General features: G+C 74.2%; 15 protein-coding genes. 6 read left to right on the top strand and 9 right to left on the bottom strand.

The window, feature by feature from the left end; genetic code table 11:
- Window positions 1-63 precede the first annotated feature (63 nt).
- Window positions 64-276, bottom strand: a complete 213-nt coding sequence (locus ACQ614_RS05055; protein ID WP_431676948.1) for a hypothetical protein — start codon at window positions 274-276, stop codon at window positions 64-66.
- A gap of 215 nt (window positions 277-491) precedes the next feature.
- Here ACQ614_RS05055 and ACQ614_RS05050 point away from each other — a divergent pair, with 215 nt between their 5' ends.
- Window positions 492-869, top strand: a complete 378-nt coding sequence (locus ACQ614_RS05050) for a VOC family protein (RefSeq protein ID WP_431676947.1) — start codon at window positions 492-494, stop codon at window positions 867-869.
- Between the two features lie 24 nt (window positions 870-893).
- On the opposite strand, the gene ACQ614_RS05045 is transcribed toward ACQ614_RS05050, so the two are convergent.
- Window positions 894-1,463 (bottom strand): N-acetyltransferase family protein, encoded by a 570-nt coding sequence (locus ACQ614_RS05045; protein WP_431676946.1) that lies wholly within the window; start codon window positions 1,461-1,463, stop codon window positions 894-896.
- Between the two features lie 46 nt (window positions 1,464-1,509).
- Window positions 1,510-3,048, bottom strand: a complete 1,539-nt coding sequence (locus ACQ614_RS05040; RefSeq protein ID WP_431676945.1) for a hypothetical protein — start codon at window positions 3,046-3,048, stop codon at window positions 1,510-1,512.
- A gap of 96 nt (window positions 3,049-3,144) precedes the next feature.
- Between ACQ614_RS05040 and ACQ614_RS05035 the strand changes: the two genes are divergently transcribed.
- The 3 genes from ACQ614_RS05035 to ACQ614_RS05025 all read left to right on the top strand — a co-directional run bounded on the left by ACQ614_RS05035 (window position 3,145) and on the right by ACQ614_RS05025 (window position 5,429).
- Window positions 3,145-3,819, top strand: a complete 675-nt coding sequence (locus ACQ614_RS05035; RefSeq protein ID WP_431676944.1) for a hypothetical protein — start codon at window positions 3,145-3,147, stop codon at window positions 3,817-3,819.
- Between the two features lie 189 nt (window positions 3,820-4,008).
- Entirely contained in the window at window positions 4,009-4,506 is a 498-nt protein-coding gene (locus ACQ614_RS05030; RefSeq protein ID WP_431676943.1) for an RICIN domain-containing protein, read from the top strand.
- Window positions 4,507-4,652: 146 nt separating this feature from the next.
- Entirely contained in the window at window positions 4,653-5,429 is a 777-nt protein-coding gene (locus ACQ614_RS05025) for an MBL fold metallo-hydrolase (protein ID WP_431676942.1), read from the top strand.
- 83 nt (window positions 5,430-5,512) lie between these two features.
- Here ACQ614_RS05025 and ACQ614_RS05020 read toward each other — a convergent pair whose 3' ends face one another.
- Entirely contained in the window at window positions 5,513-6,895 is a 1,383-nt protein-coding gene (locus ACQ614_RS05020; protein WP_431676941.1) for an FAD-dependent oxidoreductase, read from the bottom strand.
- A 281-nt stretch (window positions 6,896-7,176) separates the two neighbouring features.
- Between ACQ614_RS05020 and ACQ614_RS05015 the strand changes: the two genes are divergently transcribed.
- Window positions 7,177-8,247 carry a phosphotransferase family protein gene (locus ACQ614_RS05015; protein WP_431676940.1) on the top strand — a complete coding sequence of 357 codons (1,071 nt, stop codon included), beginning with the start codon at window positions 7,177-7,179 and terminating at the stop codon, window positions 8,245-8,247.
- Window positions 8,248-8,271: 24 nt separating this feature from the next.
- On the opposite strand, the gene ACQ614_RS05010 is transcribed toward ACQ614_RS05015, so the two are convergent.
- The 5 genes from ACQ614_RS05010 to ACQ614_RS04990 all read right to left on the bottom strand — a co-directional run bounded on the left by ACQ614_RS05010 (window position 8,272) and on the right by ACQ614_RS04990 (window position 14,791).
- Entirely contained in the window at window positions 8,272-11,778 is a 3,507-nt protein-coding gene (locus ACQ614_RS05010; RefSeq protein WP_431676939.1) for an NACHT domain-containing protein, read from the bottom strand.
- Window positions 11,779-12,100: 322 nt separating this feature from the next.
- Complete coding sequence (locus ACQ614_RS05005; RefSeq protein ID WP_431676938.1) at window positions 12,101-12,505, bottom strand: STAS domain-containing protein; 405 nt, start codon at window positions 12,503-12,505, stop codon at window positions 12,101-12,103.
- Window positions 12,506-12,775: 270 nt separating this feature from the next.
- Complete coding sequence (locus ACQ614_RS05000) at window positions 12,776-14,029, bottom strand: RNA polymerase sigma factor (RefSeq protein ID WP_431683823.1); 1,254 nt, start codon at window positions 14,027-14,029, stop codon at window positions 12,776-12,778.
- A 3-nt stretch (window positions 14,030-14,032) separates the two neighbouring features.
- Window positions 14,033-14,434, bottom strand: coding sequence for a YciI family protein (locus tag ACQ614_RS04995; RefSeq protein WP_431676937.1), 402 nt, complete (start codon window positions 14,432-14,434; stop codon window positions 14,033-14,035).
- Between the two features lie 186 nt (window positions 14,435-14,620).
- Window positions 14,621-14,791, bottom strand: coding sequence for a hypothetical protein (locus ACQ614_RS04990; protein ID WP_431676936.1), 171 nt, complete (start codon window positions 14,789-14,791; stop codon window positions 14,621-14,623).
- Window positions 14,792-15,390: 599 nt separating this feature from the next.
- Between ACQ614_RS04990 and ACQ614_RS04985 the strand changes: the two genes are divergently transcribed.
- Window positions 15,391-17,547: a hypothetical protein gene (locus ACQ614_RS04985; RefSeq protein ID WP_431676935.1), complete on the top strand. Its 2,157-nt coding sequence runs from the start codon at window positions 15,391-15,393 to the stop codon at window positions 17,545-17,547.
- Window positions 17,548-17,582: the final 35 nt, after the last annotated feature.

The following is a 17,582-nucleotide window of genomic DNA, read 5'->3' as shown; positions in this document are numbered from 1 at the left end:
CGGATTCTCGGCGCCCCGGCGGCGCCCTGGCAAAGGATTTACGGCGGAGCGGCCCGGCGGCCTTCAGTCCTGCGGTGGGGCGGCGGCGTCGCCGTCCGGCCGCTGCGCGGTCCGTTCCGGGGCCGTCCGGGTGGCCAGCTCGTAGAGGGCGTTGGTGGTCTCGGGGTGCTGGATCTCGTCGAGGAGGTGGTCCTGCTCCGGGTTTCCCGAGTAGCGGAGCGTGCTCACGGCCTTGCTCGCCGCGTCCGCCGCGTCCCTGGAATGCAGCCTGCTCACGGCGGCCTCCTTCCGGTGGCGTCCGGGTGCCGGAGGTGCTCCGGGGCCCCTGGGACCAGTCTAGAGGCGCCGCCCGGCCGTGCCGCGGACATCCGACGGAACACGGCAGGGCGCCCACCCGGCCGCGCCGCCGCGGACCGACCGTGCCGGTGGGGCCTGACATTCCGTCGGCAAACCGATGGACTCGGCGCCGCCGCCCGGCAATAGTGGCGCCCATGGCTTCTCTCGTGCGACACATCACCATCGACTGCGCCGACGCCTACCGGCTCGGCACCTTCTGGGCGGCTGTCCTGGACAGCTCCGTCCACGACGACGACCGGCCCGGCGACCCCGAGTGCCTGGTCGAGAGCAAGGGTGCCGGCCTGCTCTTCGTCACCGTCCCGGAGCCCAAGACCGTCAAGAACCGCGTCCACCTGGACGTCCAGCCCCAGGACCGCACCCGTGACGAGGAGGTCGAGCGCCTGCTCGCCCTCGGCGCCGTGCTGGCCGCGGACCACCGCAGGCCGGACGGCACCGGCTGGGTCACCCTGGCCGACCCGGAGGGCAACGAGTTCTGCGTCGAGCGCAGCGCCGCCGAGCGCAGCGGCGCCTGAGCGGACGCCCCCGGGCGGGCGGCGTCAGCGGTCCGGGCGCGGCGGCCGGGCAGGCAGCAGGGCCGCGGCGTCGCGCCAGGCGAAGCGCAGCTTGGCGGGGGCGCCGTGCAGCTGGGACGGGTCGCCGCCCGGGGGCGGGACGGCCGTCCGCTCCACGCAGGTGCCGCCGCGGGCGCGGTAGAACTGCTGGGCGTCCGTGTTCTGTTCGAGGACCCAGAGGTACACGGACGGCCCAGCCGCCCGCTCGGCGACCGCGCGGGCGCCCCGGGCCAGCAGCTCGGTGCCCGTGCCGGTGCGGTGCCTGCGGTGCGCGACGTGCAGGTTGTCGACCAGGCTGCCCCAGCGCCCGTCGTGGTCGAGGACGAGGTGCACGAATCCCGCCAGCCCCTCCGCGTCCTCGGCCAGCACGGTCGCACTGCCGGCGGGCGCGGCGAGCCGGGTCGACCACACGGCCCGGCGGTCGTCGAGCACGTCGCCGTCCAGGAAGGCGTCGGAGTAGGCGCCTCGGTAGTGGCGCCGCCAGCTGTCGGCGTGCAGCAGGGCCACCTGCTCGGCATCCTCGGGGCGTGCCTCGCGGTAGTGCAGGGCTGTCATGGCGTCACCTCTCGTCGGCCACCGGGCAGCTGCCCGGCGTGCCCGGTCAAGTCGTCGCTCCGGCCACCAGGGATGCCATCAGTCCGGGCGGCAGGGAGGGGTTGGCCGCTGCGGCCCGAACCACCTGCCAGTCGTCGTCGGTGAGCAGGGCGGCCAGGGCTTCGGGGGGCAGGGCGGGGTGGCCGGCGGCGAGGTGGCGGGCGCGGGCGTCGGCCAGGCAGGGAAGCAGGGCCACGGCGGTGGCCCGTGGATGCTCGGCGATGCTGCGGAGTGCCTTCCGGGCGGGCGGCTGCTGCCGGGCGAGGTCGGCCAGCAGGGTCGGCGGCGCGTCCGGATTGGCGGCGGCCCCGGCGGCGACCGACGGGCCGAACCGTCCGACCACGGTGCGCAGCTGCGTCTCCGTGAGCCCCGGGTGCGAGGCCACGGCGGCGACCACCGCGGCGTCCGGGTCGGCCGCCAGCGCGTCGCGTACGTCGTCCGGTAGATCGCGCCGCCGGGCGGCGAGCATCCGGACCCGTGCCTGCGGGGAGGCGGCCATCTCCCGGATCTCGGCCTCGGAGGCCTCGGCGATCCGCGGCAGCAGCGCCGGCCCGGTGCGGACGGCCGGGGCCAGGCGGACGAGCAGGTCCAGCGGCAGGCGGGGGTTGTCCAGCAGGGCGCGCTGCACGCCGTGGCCGCGGTCCTCCGCCAGCGTCCGCAGCACTGCCTCGCCGGTCGCGGGGTTCGCGGCCAGCGCGCTCCTGACCATGGGCACGGTGTCGCGGGCCAGCCGCGGCTGCACGGCCGGCGGCAGGTCCGCGCGGTCGGCGAGTGCCACCCGGAGCAGGGCGGACGGGGCGTCGGCGAAGGTCGCGGCGGCCTCGGCCGGTACGGCCGGGTTCTGCAGCGCGACCTGCCGGATCGCGTGCAGCGTGGACTCGTGATCGCCGCTGCACGCCGCGTCCGGCGGCAGGTCGCAGGCGGGGCGCGGGCAGTCCGGCGGGTGCACCCAGGGCACCGGCTCGCGCTCGCACACCCCGCACCAGCGTGCCTCCGGCAGTCCGCGGCCGGTCAGCAGGGCGGCCAGTACCGGCGGCGGCACCGCCTCGTTGGCCGCCGTCCGCAGGCGGACCTCGGCGTGCGGGTGCCCGGCCAGCCGGGCCGCCAACTCCGGGTCGGCCGTCCACAAGGCGAGTTCGGCGACGACGCCGATCTCCGGGTCGGCCGCGAGTGCCCGCGCGGTCGCGGGCGGCAGCCCCGGGCAGGCGGCCAGCCGCTCGCGGCGGTCGGCATCGGGGTCGGCGGCGAGCAGTTGCGCCCATTCCGGGCGGCCGGCCTGCCGGTCGAGCAGGGCGAGGGCGGCATCGGGCAGTGCCGCGGGGTCGACGTCCTCCGCGGTGAGCCACCCGAGCCGGGCGAGCGAGGCGGCTGTCGCCCCGTCATGTGCGGCCAGGGCGAGGACCTGGGCCCGGGTGAGGTCGGTGCGGTCGGCGAGGTCGTCGGCGAGCTCGCGGTCCGGGCCGGTGAGCGCCAGGCGGACCAGCTCGTCGACCAGGGCGGCGGGCAGGGTCGGGTTGGCGGCGAGCCCGCAGAGGATGTCCTGCACGTGGGGAATCCTGCCGGAGCCGCTGCGGGGCGTCGCGCGAATTTCGGCAGGTGGACGGCCGCGGGGCTGTCACAGGGGTGTGGCACAGTGCCGCGCATGGAGAACGACATGCACGGTGCGGCGCTGATCGAGCGAGTCATCGCGAAGGTCAGGGAGGACGGCTGGGAGGCCGCCGACATGCCCGACCTGGACGAGGAGCCGGTGCCGCTCGCGCCGGAGGCCATCGACGCGCTGCGGCTGCCGGGCGGCCGGCCGCTGCCGCCGAGCCTGCGACGCTGGCTCGCCTTCGACTCCCGGCTGCCCGTCGACCTCGGCTGGTACGAGGAGCCGTCGGCGCCCGTCCTGGCGGGCCGCTCGCTGTCGGAGACCACCGAGGAGATGTACGGCTTCGGGCCCGGCGAGGAGGGCTGGGCGGCGATGTTCGGCGAGTTCGAGGCGCTGCTGCCGGGCCGCGGCTTCCCGCTGGTCGGGGGCTCCGACTCGCGGCGGCTGCTGTACGTCGGCGAGCCGGACTCGGCGGGGGAGTACCCGGTGCTGGTCACCGACACCGACGACCTCCCGTACGTGGCGGTGATGTACCCGGGGCTGGACGTCTACCTCGCCGACGAGGCGGGCCTGCTGGACCTGGACTTCGACACGTACACCGGGCTGATGGACCATCCGGTCTACGGGGGCCGGATGCGCGAGCACGCGGAGCTGACGCGGCTGGGCACCGAGGGCCTGGAGATCCAGGACCTGTACTTCCCGGATGCCGGGGCCGACACGGACTGAGCACCGCGCACCGCGCACCGAGTGCCGGACCGGGGGCGGTGCCGTCCCCGGGCGGCAGCGCTCCACGGGTGTGTCGATTTGTACCGATCTAGCATCGTTCGGGAACGGACCTGTCAGTGCGTCAGCCGGGGTCCGTTCCGCTGCTGCCGTCCCCGGCCTGCGGACCCCCTCCCGAAAGGATGCACCGCCGTGCGCGTGCCCACCCCCGCCCGACTCCTCCTGCCGGTGCTCAGCGCCGCCCTGGCCGTACCCCTGCTGACCGCGGCGCCCGGTGCGGCGGCGGCCTCCGCCGAGTTCGGGTCGCTCGTCCAGTTCAAGAGCGCGAAGTTCGGCAAGTGCATCTTCGACACGCCCGGCGGCGGCTACAACTACAAGCTGCGCGACTGCCACGAGGACGACCTGCGGCAGCAGTTCGCCCGGGAGCAGCTCGGCGACGGCTCCATCGTCTACAAGGGGGTCGCCTCCGGCCAGTGCCTGGACAACAACGGCACCGCGGCCTACGCCCACGACTGCAACAGCAGCGGCTACCAGCACTGGTGGGAGAAGAACAAGGCCGGCCCGGTGATCACCCTGCAGAACCAGCAGACCCTGCAGTGCCTCGACAGCGACGGCGAGAACGTCTACGTCCACGAGTGCGGCGAACTGACCAACCCCAATCAGCGCTGGCAGATCGTCACCCTGCCCTGACGGGTGCCCCGGCGGCGGCCCCGCCCCGAGGGGCCGCCGATCGGTGATTCCGATCGTCCGGCACCGGCCGGCCGGGGCGGGAACAACGGCGGCCGCCCGGCGATTGTCCCCGGTGCCCGTGATCACCGCCCGGAGGGGGCCCGTCCATGGCCACGCTGACCGTCCGTTACATCGGCGGCCCGACCGCCGTCCTGGAGCTCGGCGGCGTCCGGCTGCTCACCGACCCGACCTTCGACGCGCCGGGCGTCCACCCGGCCGGTTCGCGCAGCCTCACCAAGACGGCGGGCCCCGCGGTGCCGGCCGCCGACCTCGGCCCGCTGGACGCCGTACTGCTCTCGCACGACCACCACCCCGACAACCTGGACGACGCCGGGCGGGCCCTCGTCACCGCGCCCGACGCGCCGCCCGTGCTCTCCACCGCCTCGGCGTCCGAGCGGCTCGGCGGCGGGGTCCGCGCCCTGCCGAACTGGCAGCACACCGCACTCGCCCGACCCGGCGGCGGGGAGCTGCGGATCACCGGCGTGCCCGCCCTGCACGGGCCCAAGGGCAGCGAGCACCTGGTGGGCGAGGTCACCGGCTTCGTACTGTCCGGCGACGGCCTGCCCACCGTGTACGTCAGCGGCGACAACGCCTCGCTGGACATCGTCCGCGAGGTCGCCGACCGGCTCGGCCCGGTCGACGTCGCCGTGCTCTTCGCCGGGGCCGCCCGCACCGCGCTCGTCCCGGACGCGCCGCTCACCCTGACCAGCGCCGCGGCCGCCGAGGCCGCCGGGATCCTCGATGCCCGCCACGTCGTGCCGCTGCACTTCGAGCACTGGGCGCACTTCACCGAGGACGGCGCCTCGCTCGCGGAGGCCTTCGCCCGGGTCGGTCTGACCGACCGTCTGCACCTCCTCGCACCGGGCGCGTCCGTCGAGCTCTGAACACGCCGACACGGCGAGGCACGGACGGGCGCGGCGGTCGGGGAGTCCCGTCCGCCGCGCCCGTCCGCGCCCGGGCGGCCCGGTCAGTCCTGTACGGCGGGCGTCAGAGAACTGCCCGAGGCCCGCAGCATCTCCTCGCGCGGCACGACCTTGATCCGCTCGCGGCCCTCGCGCTCGCCGAGCGCGCGCTCGTGGGCGTCCAGGCCCTTCCAGCCCTCCCAGGTGGTGAAGTCGACGCCGCGCTCCTCGAGGAAGGCGACGACGGCGTCCTCGGCGGGCGAGGCGGCGGGGCGCAGCCCGGCCTTGTGGTCCTCGACCAGGCAGGCGATCGTCTCGTTGGCGTCGCCCTTGGTGTGGCCGATCAGACCGACCGGGCCGCGCTTGACCCAGCCGGTGACGTACGTCGAGGGCAGGTGCGCCCCGGCCTCGACGACCCGGCCGGCCTCGTGCGGGACGGTCGCCGACAGGGTGTCGAACGGCAGCTTGGGCAGCTCGTCCGAGGCGTACCCGACGGCGCGGTAGACCGCCTGGACGTCCCAGTCGCGGAAGGTGCCGGTGCCCTTGGTGTCACCGGTGCCGTCCAGGGCGGTGCGCTCGGTGCGCAGGCCGACCACCCGGCCGTCCTCGCCGACCACCTCGACCGGGGACTCGAAGAAGTGCAGGTGGATGCGGTGCGGACGGTCGCCGATGTCGCGGATCGCCCAGTTCTCCAGCGTGGCGGCGACCATGTCGGCCTGCTTGTTGGCGCGCCGGGCGGCGATCGAGCCGTCGTCGTACTCGATGTCCTCCGGGTCGACGATCACCTCGATCGTGGGGGAGTGGTCGAGCTCGCGCAGCTCCATCGGGCTGAACTTCGCCTGTGCCGGGCCGCGCCGGCCGAACACGTGGATCTCCACGGCCCGGTTGGCCGCCAGGCCGTCGTACACGTTCCCCGGGATCTCGGTCGGCAGCAGCTCGTCGGCGGTCTTCGCCAGGATGCGGGCCACGTCGAGGGCGACGTTGCCGACACCGAGCACCGCGACCTTCTCGGCCTCCAGCGGCCAGGTGCGCGGCACGTCCGGGTGGCCGTCGTACCAGGAGACGAAGTCGGCGGCGCCGTAAGAACCCTCCAGCTCGATGCCGGGGATGCGGAGGTCGCGGTCGGCCACCGCGCCGGTGGCGAACACCAGGGCGTCGTAGAAGCGGTGCAGGTCGTCCAGGGAGAGGTCGCCCGGGTAGTCGACGTTGCCGAAGAACCGGACCTGCGGCTTGTCGAGCACCTGGTGCAGGGCGGTCACGATGCCCTTGATCCGCGGGTGGTCGGGCGCCACGCCGTAGCGGATCAGCCCGAACGGCGCGGGCAGCCGCTCCAGGATGTCGATCGAGACACCCGGGTCGGCGGCGATGTCGGACTTGAGCAGGGCATCGGCCGCGTAGACACCGGCGGGGCCGGCTCCGACGATCGCGACCCGGACGGGGCGGGACATGGCGGCATCCTTCGGCAGGGGCGGGCCGCAGGCGGCCCGGGACGGACGGCGGAGAGGTTCCGACTGCCACCCTCGCCCGAGCACCCGCCCCGCGGTACATGCCTCGGGCTTATGGACCCATAAGACCGTTGTATGGGCAGGCCGCGACAGACGCACTTAATTCAAGGCTCGACAAAAGGCGGGGGTGTGGCCGTAGACTCCGGGACCGGGGCCTCCGGGAGCGCCCCCGGCCGCGTGGTCGCGCCGTCCGACCGCCACGTCCGTACCTGCCCTGGAGCGCCATGACTGCCGCTGCCGCCCTGTCCGACGCACCTGACTCCGATGGGCCCGACGGCGAGCGCGCCGTACGGGAACTGACGGAGCAGCGCGTCCGGCACGCCCTCGGCCCCGTCCGGATCGTCGGGGGACGGGCTCTGCACGGCGGCCTCTACAACGCCGCCCGCCTCGTGGAACTCGCCGACGGGCGGCGTCTGGTGCTCAAGGCCGCGCCGCCCGGGGACGCACCCTCGCTGGGCCACGAGCACGGCCTGCTCGGCACCGAGACGCTCTTCCACCGGCTCGCCGCCGCCACCGGCGCCCCCGTCCCCGCCGTCCTCCACCACGAACCCGCCGGGCCGGACAACCCCGGCGAGTGGCTGCTGCTCGACTACCTGGACGGCAGCACCTGGGACGAGCTGCGCGAGGAGCTGACGCCCGAACAGCGCGGCCCGTTGCGCCGCAGTCTGGGCGAGACGGCCGCCCGCATCGCCACGGCCACCGGCCCCCACTACGGCTATCCGCAGCCCGTCCCGGGCCTTCGGGGCGAGACCTGGCAGGCCGCGTTCGCCGGCATGCTGCGCACCGTCCTCGCCGACGCCGCCCGATTCGACGTGCCGCTGCCCGCGCCCGCGGCCGTCCTCACCGGCCTCCCCGAGCGCTTCGCCGCCGCCCTCGCCGAGGTCCGCCGCCCCGCCCTCGTCCACTTCGACGCCTGGGAGGGCAACATCGTCCTCACCCGCGACCCGGACGGCAGCCACGGCGCCGGCGGCACCTGGCGCCTCGGCGGCCTCATCGACGGCGAACGCGCCTTCTTCGGCGACCCGCTCGCCGAACTCGTCGGCCTCGACCCGCTCGGCGCCCCCGAGGACGACCCCGACCTGATGGCCGGCTACCGGAGCATCACCCCGGAGCTGACCACCACCACACCCGGTGCCCGGGCCAGGCTCGCCCTCTACCGGATCTACCTGGCGCTGGTCATGCGGGTCGAGTCCGCGCCCCGCCGCTACGCCCCCGACCACACCGCCTGGCTGCTCTCCTGGTCCGCCGAACGGGTCGCCGAACAGCTCGCGGTCCTGGACCCGCTCGCCGACTGAGCCGGCGCGGGCCACCGGCGACCCTCACCGGTCCGGCGTGCGGGTCCGCGCCGCCATCGCCGTCCAGAAGCCGGCCAGTTCGCGGTCGGTCATGCCCTGCCACAGGGCCTTCCGCCGGTGCAGCGAGTGGACGGCCACCAGGGCCCGCTGCTGGCGGCAGAACGGCTCCCGCAGCTCCGCGCGCGGCAGCTCGCCCTTCGGCGGGTAGGGGCACAGCTCGAACGGGCAGTCGCGCAGGCAGGTGGAGCCCGGCTCGGCCGCCCCCGGCATGCCCACCGTGCGCTCCGGCTGCAGCGGCCTGCGGTCCTTGGCCAGGCAGGGTGGCAGGGTCGCCCGGTTGGTGCGCTCCAGCCTGGCCTCCAGGTCCTCGACCGAGCCGCTGCGCTCGGTGAGGTTCAGCAGCAGGAGCACGTCGGCCAGCAGCTGCTGCGCCCGCGGGTGCAGGGTGCTCCAGCCCACCGAGGGCGGGATCCAGAGGTTGTGCTTGCGGTACACGCCGGGGTCGGCCGGGCTGGACCCGATGTTGGCCATCGCTCCCTTCTCGTCGATCCACACGAAGCGCTCCGGGTGCCCGGACTCCAGGGCCAGCGCCGCGAGGTCGCCGGCCTCGGCCACGAAGGGGTGCAGCCGGGGCACGCCCCGCCGCGTCGACTCGTCGGCCCGCCGGTCGCCCGGCGCCCGCTCGCTGCCTGCCATGGTCAGCCACCGTTCCACGGCGTGCAGCGGGTCGACCGGCGTACGGTCGGCGTGCTCCCGGTGCTCCAGCCCTCCGTCGGTGGCGTCCGGCAGCTCCCACAGGCACAGCGCATGGATCAGCGTCAGTTGCGAGTACCAGAACCGCGCATGGGTGAGCATCACCTCGGCCCGCTCGACCAGGTACTCGCGGGCCTCGACGGAGGCGGCGGGGTGCCGGCGGCGGCGGTTGGCCGCGCTCTTGAAGCCCTGCGCGAGCGCGATCTCCAGTGAGAGCGGCAGGTCGGCCCGGCCGTTCGCGCCGTCCGGCTGCAGGTGGGCCAGCCACAGGTCCAGCCGCTCGCGGGCCTGGCTGCGGCGGTCGTCCCCGACCGAGCCGAGGATCATCGGGACGAGCCACGCCCGCAGCACGAACTGCCGCCACAGCGGCGCCACCCCCGACTCGTCGTCGTCGCTCCCGCCGTTCCTGCTGCCCCTGCCGTTCCCGGCGGCCACCGCCGCGGCGGCCCGCCCGGGGCCGGGATTCCCTGCGGCGGCAGGGGCAGGGGTCGGCCCGTCGGGGGACGCGCCGACCCCGGCCGCCACCGCGGCCGGCCGCGGCCGCGGGGCGATCCGCTGCTCGCGTTCCGCCTTCGCCCGGTAGTGCAGCTCCTCGAGGCCGAGCCGGTACTGCACCACCGGGTCGTACCGCAGCGCCGCCGGGTCGCCCCTGGACGACGGCCAGGGGAAGAACTTCCGTATCGCGTCGAAGGCGGCGTCCCCGCCGGCCCCGATCTCCTGCGCGATGGCCAGCCGCACGGGGTAGGCCGGTTCCTGGCAGCAGATCCGGATCAGCCGCTCGTAGGCGGGCTTCACCCGGGGCCGGCAGGCGGCGTTCCGCTCCGGCCGGTCGAGACGGCGCAGTGCCTCGCCGAAGCGGTGGACCGTCCGGGTCTTCGCCTCGTCCAGGGTGCGCTGGTCACCGGTGGTGATGTCGGTCCAGCGGTCGCAGAGGGTGTCGGCGATGCGCTGGTGGCAGGAGTCGTCGACCGTCACGCTGTCGATCTCCAGGGCGGCGGCGTAGAGGTCGAGGGCCTTGGCGTCCTGGCGTCCGTCGGCGGCCCGCAGCAGCCGTTCGACGACGGGCCGGCGGGGTGTGCGGTCGCGCAGGCGGGAGCGCAGGATCAGGGCCATCAGCAGTTCCCGCCCGGGCTCCTCCAGGGCGGTGCTCAGCGGGTCGTCCGGGGCCCGCATCTGCACGGCGCCCAGGAAGCGGGAGCCGAGGTAGGCCTGCAGGATGCTGTGCGGGAAGCGGACCTTGTGGCCGTACGCCTCGACCAGTCCGAGCTGCTCGCCGTGTGCGGCGTAGAGCGACAGGGCGGCGCGCCAGCAGCCCTCGTCCTCCGTGCGGGGCAGGTCGGCGACGCGTGCCCGCAGTGCGGCCCAGATCTCGGGCTGGCGGATCTCCGTGCACCGGTGGCCGTGTTCGTCCCGGCCGGCGAGGAGCTCGTCGAAGCGCACCTCCATGCGGTCCCGGAGCAGGCCGATGCAGGCCAGTGCCGAGATCACGTCCACGGCGCTCTCGCGGCGGCGGCGCGGCAGTGCGAACTGCGCCTGCAGGTGGCCCTCGACCAGCGCCTTCCGCCAGGACTCCAGGAGGCTCAGCCGGATGCCCGCGCGGTCGCTGCCGCGGGTGTCGATCTGGTCCCACTCCTTGGTGTTCTCGAAGTGCTCGAGCAGCTGGTGGCGGCGCAGCTGGCGGGCGATCTGCAGGTAGAGCGGGGATTCGGAGACCCCGGCGGTCTCGACGATCCAGTCGAGCCGACGGCCGTCCACGCCGGGTTCCTGCCGCTCCAGGAAGGTCAGGGCGGCCTCTTCGCTGAGGGGTTCCAGGTCGATGATCGCGGCGGGGGTGCCCTCCAGGGCGGCGTGCGGGCGGGAGGCGACGACCAGGGGGAGGTGCTGGCGGTCGGCGCGCCGGACGGCCCGGCGGATCAGGCTGTCGCGGTCCCGCTGCCGGTCGCCGTCGCAGAACGCCTCCTCCAGCCCGTCCGCGAGGACGACCACCCGGTCGTCCATGCAGAGCTGGCGCCAGACGCGCTCGGCCTGCGCCCGGGAGACCACCCCCGGGTCGACCTCGTCGCAGAACCGCTGCCTGGCCAGCTCCGCGAAGTTCAGCTCGGCGCCGTCCAGGTCGACCCCGCGCAGGTGGACGGGGACGGGCACGGCGCCCTTCTCCGCCAGTAACTGCGTCAGCTGGACCAGCACCGCGGTCTTCCCGCTCCCGACGCTCCCCACCAGCACGTACGGGCGCCGGGTGCGCCGGTCGCGGAGCGCCTGGGCGAGCACCGCGCAGAGCTCCTGGCGGCCGACGACCTCCTCGATGATGGTGCCGGCCGTGGGCACCAGGTCGCGGGGGCGCTGCCGGGCCGTCCGGTGGATCGGGTGGTAGACGCGGTAGTAGCGGACGGCGAGGAAGACGAAGATGCTCAGCGCCAGGACGAGGAAGGGCGTCACGAAGCCGATCACGGCGCTGCACGACGCGCCCGTCCGGCCGCAGCGCCGTTCGACCGGGCCCGGCGAGCCGGTGATCACCACCCACAGCGCCATGCCCAGCCAGCCGACGAACACCAGCGTGCCGATCACGGCGAACAGCCGGACGTACATGGCGGGCGTCCACCGGCGGCCCCAGCGCCGCGGGGACGGCACCTGGCGCCGCGCCACCGAGTGCACCCGCATCAGCCGCAGCACCCGCCGGACGGCCGCCGCGGAGCGCGACCACACCCGGCGCACCCGTACCTGGCGCGGTGCGCTGTGGGGGCGGTGCTTGCCCTCGGGGTGCCGGATGACCTGACTCATCGTGGTTCCCTCGTCGGCGGAGCCGGCGGGTCACGGCCGGAGGGGTCGGGCCTGCAGGCGTCCGGTGCGTCCAGGACGGGGTCCGTAAAGGGCCTGTTCTTCGCCTCCTCGGCCGCTCGGTGGGCCGGGGCAGGGACTTTCCCAGGATACGCGCGGGGGGCCGGCCCTGCCCCGGCCGTCGCACTGCGTCACCGCACCGGCCCGGCCCGGGCGCTGTGGTCACGGTCCGTCAGCAGTGGACGGCCGCCGAGAGGGGTGACGCAGCGTCACATCCGGGTTCGGCGGCACGCCGGGTGTTCTGGGGCGGCCGTGGCCCGCACCGTCAGGCGGCGGCCCGTCTGCCGTGGGCGAGGGCGGAGGCGGTGTCGGGGTAGGTGGGGATGACGGAGTCCAGGTTGGTCGCCCGGTAGGAGGCGGCGGCGGAGCCCTGCAGCCCGGCGACCGCGACGGCCGTGCGCCGGCCCCGGCAGCTCTTGTGCGCGACGACCACGGCGCTCATCCCGCAGGAGTCCCAGAAGTCGAGCTCGGACAGGTCGACCACCAGCTGGTGCGGCTCGCGGGCGAGCTCGCTCAGCAGCGCCTCGCGCAGCGTGGGTGCGGTGGCCCCGTCGAGGCTGCCGCGGACGCCGAGCACCACCTGGCCGCTGCGGCGGCTGACCGTGATGGCGCGTGCGCCGGGCTCGAAGGGGAGGTCCAGCAGGATGCGGCCGTGGCCATTGGCGTACATGGGCTGCTCCAGGTTCCGGCCCCGTCCGCTGCGGGGGTTTCACGAGAGCGTGGGAGCGCTCCCGCACTCCATGGTTGCCGCGAGGGCCGGTCGTGTGTCAAGCGAAAGGAGGTCTTTGTTACGGTCGTGTGGCCCGGAGTCGAATCATTGTGGCTGGCGTGGCGCGGTCGTGCGCCGACGTACGGTGCGTTGCCGGGTGTGGAGGATGTCGCGGAGGACGGGCTTCGGAACCCAGATCTGGGAGCGCTCCCAGAAGTGGTGAAGCGTCGCTCAGCCGCCCGAGGCCAGCCGGGCGGCCCGCAGGCTGAGGTAGTGCCGCTCCGGGAGGTTGGTGGCGCGCTCGGCGGCGGCCCGGTAGTCGGCGAGTGCGGCCTGCCGGTCGCCGGCCGTCTCCTCCAGGTGTGCCCGCGCCGCGTACAGCCGCTGGTGGCCGGCGAGGCGCCCCGGCGTGTCGAGCGCGGCGAGCAGTTCCAGCCCGACGTGCGGGCCGTGCACCATGGCGGCGGCGACGGCCCGGTTCAGCGAGACCACCGGGTTGTCGGAGAGGCGCTCCAGCACCCCGTACAGGGCGAGGATCTGCGGCCAGTCCGTGGACTCCGCGGTGGCGGCCTCGTCGTGCACGGCGGCGATGGCGGCCTGCACCTGGTACGGGCCGACCGGCCCGCGCGGCAGGGTGGCCGTGATCAGGGCGGTGCCCTCGGCGATCGCCGCAAAGTCCCAGCGCGAGCGGTCCTGCTCGGCCAGCGGGACGAGCCCGCCGTCCGGCCCGGTGCGGGCGGCGCTGCGGGCATGGGTGAGCAGCATCAGTGCGAGCAGGCCGGCCGCCTCGCTGCTGTCGGGGACGGCCCGGTGCAGGGCCCGGGCGAGCCGGACGGCCTCCTGGGAGAGGTCGACCCGCTGCAGCGCCGGGCCGGCGCTGCTGGCGTAGCCCTCGTTGAAGACCAGGTAGAGCACGTGCAGGACCAGGGCGAGGCGGCGCGGCAGCTCGTCGGCGGCGGGCATCCGGAACGGCACGCCCGAGGACCTGATGCGCTGCTTGGCGCGGCTGATCCGCTGGCCCATGGTCGCCTCGGGCACCAGGAAGGCACGGGCGATCTCGCCGGTGGTGAGCCCGCCGACCGACCGGAGGGTGAGCGCCACGGCGGCCGAGGGCGAGAGCACCGGGTGACAGCAGAGGAACAGCACCGTGAGCGAGTCGTCGCGGTCCGCGGCGGCGTCCTCGTCGGCGGGCGGTGCGGCGCGGCGGTCCTCCGGCTCGCGGGTCGCCACGGCCTCCTCGCGCCGCCGCCGCGCGGCCTCGCTGCGGACCTGCTCGGTCAGCCGCCGGGAGGCGACCGTGACGAGCCAGGCCTGCGGGTGGTCGGGGAGCCCCTGCTCCGGCCACTGGGCGGCGGCCGCGATCAGCGCCTCCTGGACGGCGTCCTCGGCGGCGTAGAAGTCGCCGTGGCGGCGGGTGAGCACGCCGACGACCCGCGGCGCGAGCTCGCGCAGCAGGTCGTCGACGCGGGGGTCGGTGCCGGTCAGGGCTCAGAGCTCCGTGGGCGGGGCGGCCATCACCTGCCGCACCTCGATCGGCATGTTCAGCGGCTTGCCGCCGGGTCCGGGGGCGGAGGAGGCGCGCGCGGCGATCTCCAGCGCCCGCTGCTCGCTCTCGCAGTCGAGGATCCAGTAGCCGGCCAGGAACTCCTTGGTCTCCGGGAAGGGGCCCTCGGTGACCAGCGGCGTGCCGTCGTCCGAGGCGCGGACGATCTTCGCGGTGTCGGGGAAGGCGAGGCCCTGCGCGTCCACGAACTCGCCGTTCCGGAGGAGCTCGGCGTTGGTGTCGTGCATGAACGCGATGTGCGCCCGGACCTCCTCCTCGGCCCACTCGGTGATCGCAGGGAAGTCGTTGCCCCGGGCGCTGAACTGCATCAGCAGCATGTACTTCATCGCTGTCTCCTCCACTCGGGCGGCCCCGGACGGGGCGCGCTCTCACAGGTGGGTAGAAGCCGGCGGCGCGATTTCGACACCGGGAGCGGGAAATCCGGAAGATTCCTCCCGGACCGCCGCGGGCGCCTCCGAGCCTCGGCCGTGGGTCACCCCTCGGTGCTCGCCGACTGCCGCCGGCAGGCCTCGCTAGCGCAGGTCGGCGCGGCGGGCGCGACCCCACCAGGAGAGGAAGGAGTCGAAGACCTGGCCCGTGCCGGGCGACACCGGCCTGCGGTGCCTGGGCCTGGACCAGGCGCGCGCCTGCACGGCGAGGTCCCGGGGGGTGCAGGAGCAGCTGGCGGGGGAGCACGGTGTCATGGACGTGGCCTTCCCATGCACTGTCGCGGTCTCGTCACAGAACCGTACCGGTGGCGCAACCGCAAAACGGTCCTGACGCGCCGTCGGGAGTGGAATGCCCCCTTCCGATTGTGTTGTCCGGGTCTGCCCGGACGGGCCGGCGGTAGCGATCCTGAGAGGTTGCTGGGAGTCGGGCAGGTGCACGGACGGCTCCGGGAGGGTACGGTCGGGCGGACGAGCAGCGCGTTCCCCTCCGTCGGTGCAGTGCGTACAGCTGGGAGTTTGCTGAGCGGGGGGCGCACGCGGCGCACGGGGTGGGTACGTGTGAAATGGCAAATGACCTATGTGCTGATTATTCGACAACTTTGCACTCTCCTGGGTGATTCGGTGGATGCGGCGGGGGCCGATGGTCATACGATGTGCGGCGGGGGATGACGTTGCGCGGCGCCCTGAGCGCCGCGTTTTTTGGTGACCGCACAACCCGTACACCCGCACACTCCGCACATCGCACAAGCCGGACGGCGACTCTCCGCGCGACCCGCGCGCCGTCCGAGGGGGAGGGACACCTCATGGGGCGTAGAGCCCGCATTGCTGCTGCCTGCACGGTGGCAGGACTGGTCATGACGCTGGCGCCGATGCCCGGCGCGTACGCGGCGCCGACTCCCAGGATCGATCTGAAGCTGCTGGTCGTCGACGACGGCGGACCGGCCGTCGGCGCGATCGTGGCCGAACTCGAGAGCACCGGCGTGCCGTACACCCGGATCGACCTCGCCTCGGCGAGCCGTCCGACCATCGCCGCCGCGTTCCTGAGCGACACGGTGGACGGCGCCCCGCGCGCCAAGTTCCAGGCCGTCGTGATGCCCAGCGAGAGCCCGGCCGGCCTCAGCGCCGGCGAGCTCACCGCGCTCGCCTCGTACGAGCAGCAGTTCGGCATCCGCCAGGTGGACGCCTACACCTACGCCGGTGCCGGCGTGGGCCTCAACTGGGGCACCCTGCCCGGCGCGTACGCCGGCAGCCTGGACGGCGTCCAGGCGCAGGTGACCGCCGCCGGCAAGTCCGGCCCGTTCGGCTACCTCGAGGGCGGCGTCACCTTCGAGGACAACTCCCCGTCGGTCGGGGAGAGCTACGGCTACCTGGCCACGCCGCTCGCCCAGCAGGCGGCCGGCGCCACCTTCACCCCGTACGTGGACGCGCCGATCCCCGGCACCGGCACGCGCGGCTCCCTGGTCGGCGAGTACGCCCACGACGGCCGGCGCGAACTGGTCGTCACCTTCGTCTACAACGCCTACCAGCGGCAGTACCGCCAGCTGGCGCGCGGCATCGTGGAGTGGGCCACCGAGGGCATCCACCTCGGCTACGACCGCAACTACTTCGCCCTGCACGTCGACGACGTCTTCATGGGCGACGACCGCTGGGACACCGTCCTCAAGTGCACCCCCGGCGACGTCACCTGCCCGCCCGGCAGCAACCCGGAGGAGCACCCCAGCCGGATGACGGCTGCGGACGCCCAGTACCTGAAGACGTGGCAGCAGAACCACAACTTCAAGGTCGACCTGGCGTACAACGGCCAGGGCACCGAGGACTTCAAGGCCGAGAACGGCGGCACCGACCCGCTGACCGCCCAGCTCATCGCCGACCAGGCGTCCTACCGGTGGATCAACCACACCTACTCGCACCAGTTCCTCGGCTGCGTGCAGGACGTCACCGTGGTGCCCTGGCGCTGCACCACCAACGCCAGCGGGCAGACGGTGTGGACCAGCCAGGCCGACATCACCTCCCAGATCACCAACAACCGCACCTGGGCGGCCAACAACGGCCTCACCAACGTGGACAACACCGAGCTGGTCACCGGTGAGCACTCCGGCCTGGTCACCAACCCGCAGCAGCCCACCGACAACCCGTACCTGGCGCCGTCCGTGGACAACACCGGCGTCCGCTGGCTGGCCAGCGACTCCTCCCGCGAGCACGACCAGCGCGAGGTCGGCGACGCGCTGACCATCCCGCGCTACCCGCTGAACGTGTTCTACAACGCGGCGAAGACGGTCGAGGAGGTGGACGAGTACAACTGGATCTACACCTCCCGCGCCCAGGGCGGCAGCGGCATCTGCGAGGACAACCCGGCCACCAGCACCTGCCTGCCCACCCCGCTGGACCTCAACACCGGCTACGCCGACTACATCGTCCCGCTCGAGGCCCGACTGGCCGTCAACCGGGCGATCAACAACGACCCGCGGCCGCACTTCGTCCACCAGTCGAACTACGCCGAGGACCGCATCGCCTACCCGGTGATGGAGCGCATCCTCTCCGAGTACGACGGGCTGTACGCCGCCGACACCCCGCTGGTGAACCTCCGCCAGAAGGACATCGGCGTCGAACTGCAGCGCCGCGCGGCCTGGAACAACGCCGTCGACGCCGGCCAGGTCACCGCCTACCGGATCGGCAACACCGTCACCATCAGCGCCCCGGCCGGCGTCCTCGCCGAGGCCACCATGCCCACCGGCACCAAGCAGCAGCAGCTGATCGGCAGCACCAACTTCGGCTCCGCGTACGCCGGGCAGCTGTCCGGCTGGGTCGGCCCCGGCCTCACCCAGACCAGCGTCACCCTGAAGCTCCCGAGCTCCGAGGTGCCCGCGGCGGCCGCCCTGAAGACCCTGCGCACGACCATCGCCAAGACGGTCGCCAGCCTGCCGGTGCCCAAGGGCGTCAAGAACCCCGTCCCGGCCGGCCCGACCGCAGACGCCGACACGCTCAACCAGCTGACAGGAACCACCGGCTGATCCGGCCGGAAACCGAAGGCCCGGGCGGCCCGGGC

Origin of the sequence: Kitasatospora dryopteridis (assembly GCF_050749075.1) — a bacterium.
In the GTDB taxonomy this organism is placed as follows: Bacteria; Actinomycetota; Actinomycetes; order Streptomycetales; family Streptomycetaceae; genus Kitasatospora.
This window is presented reverse-complemented; position numbering and strand designations above follow the sequence as displayed.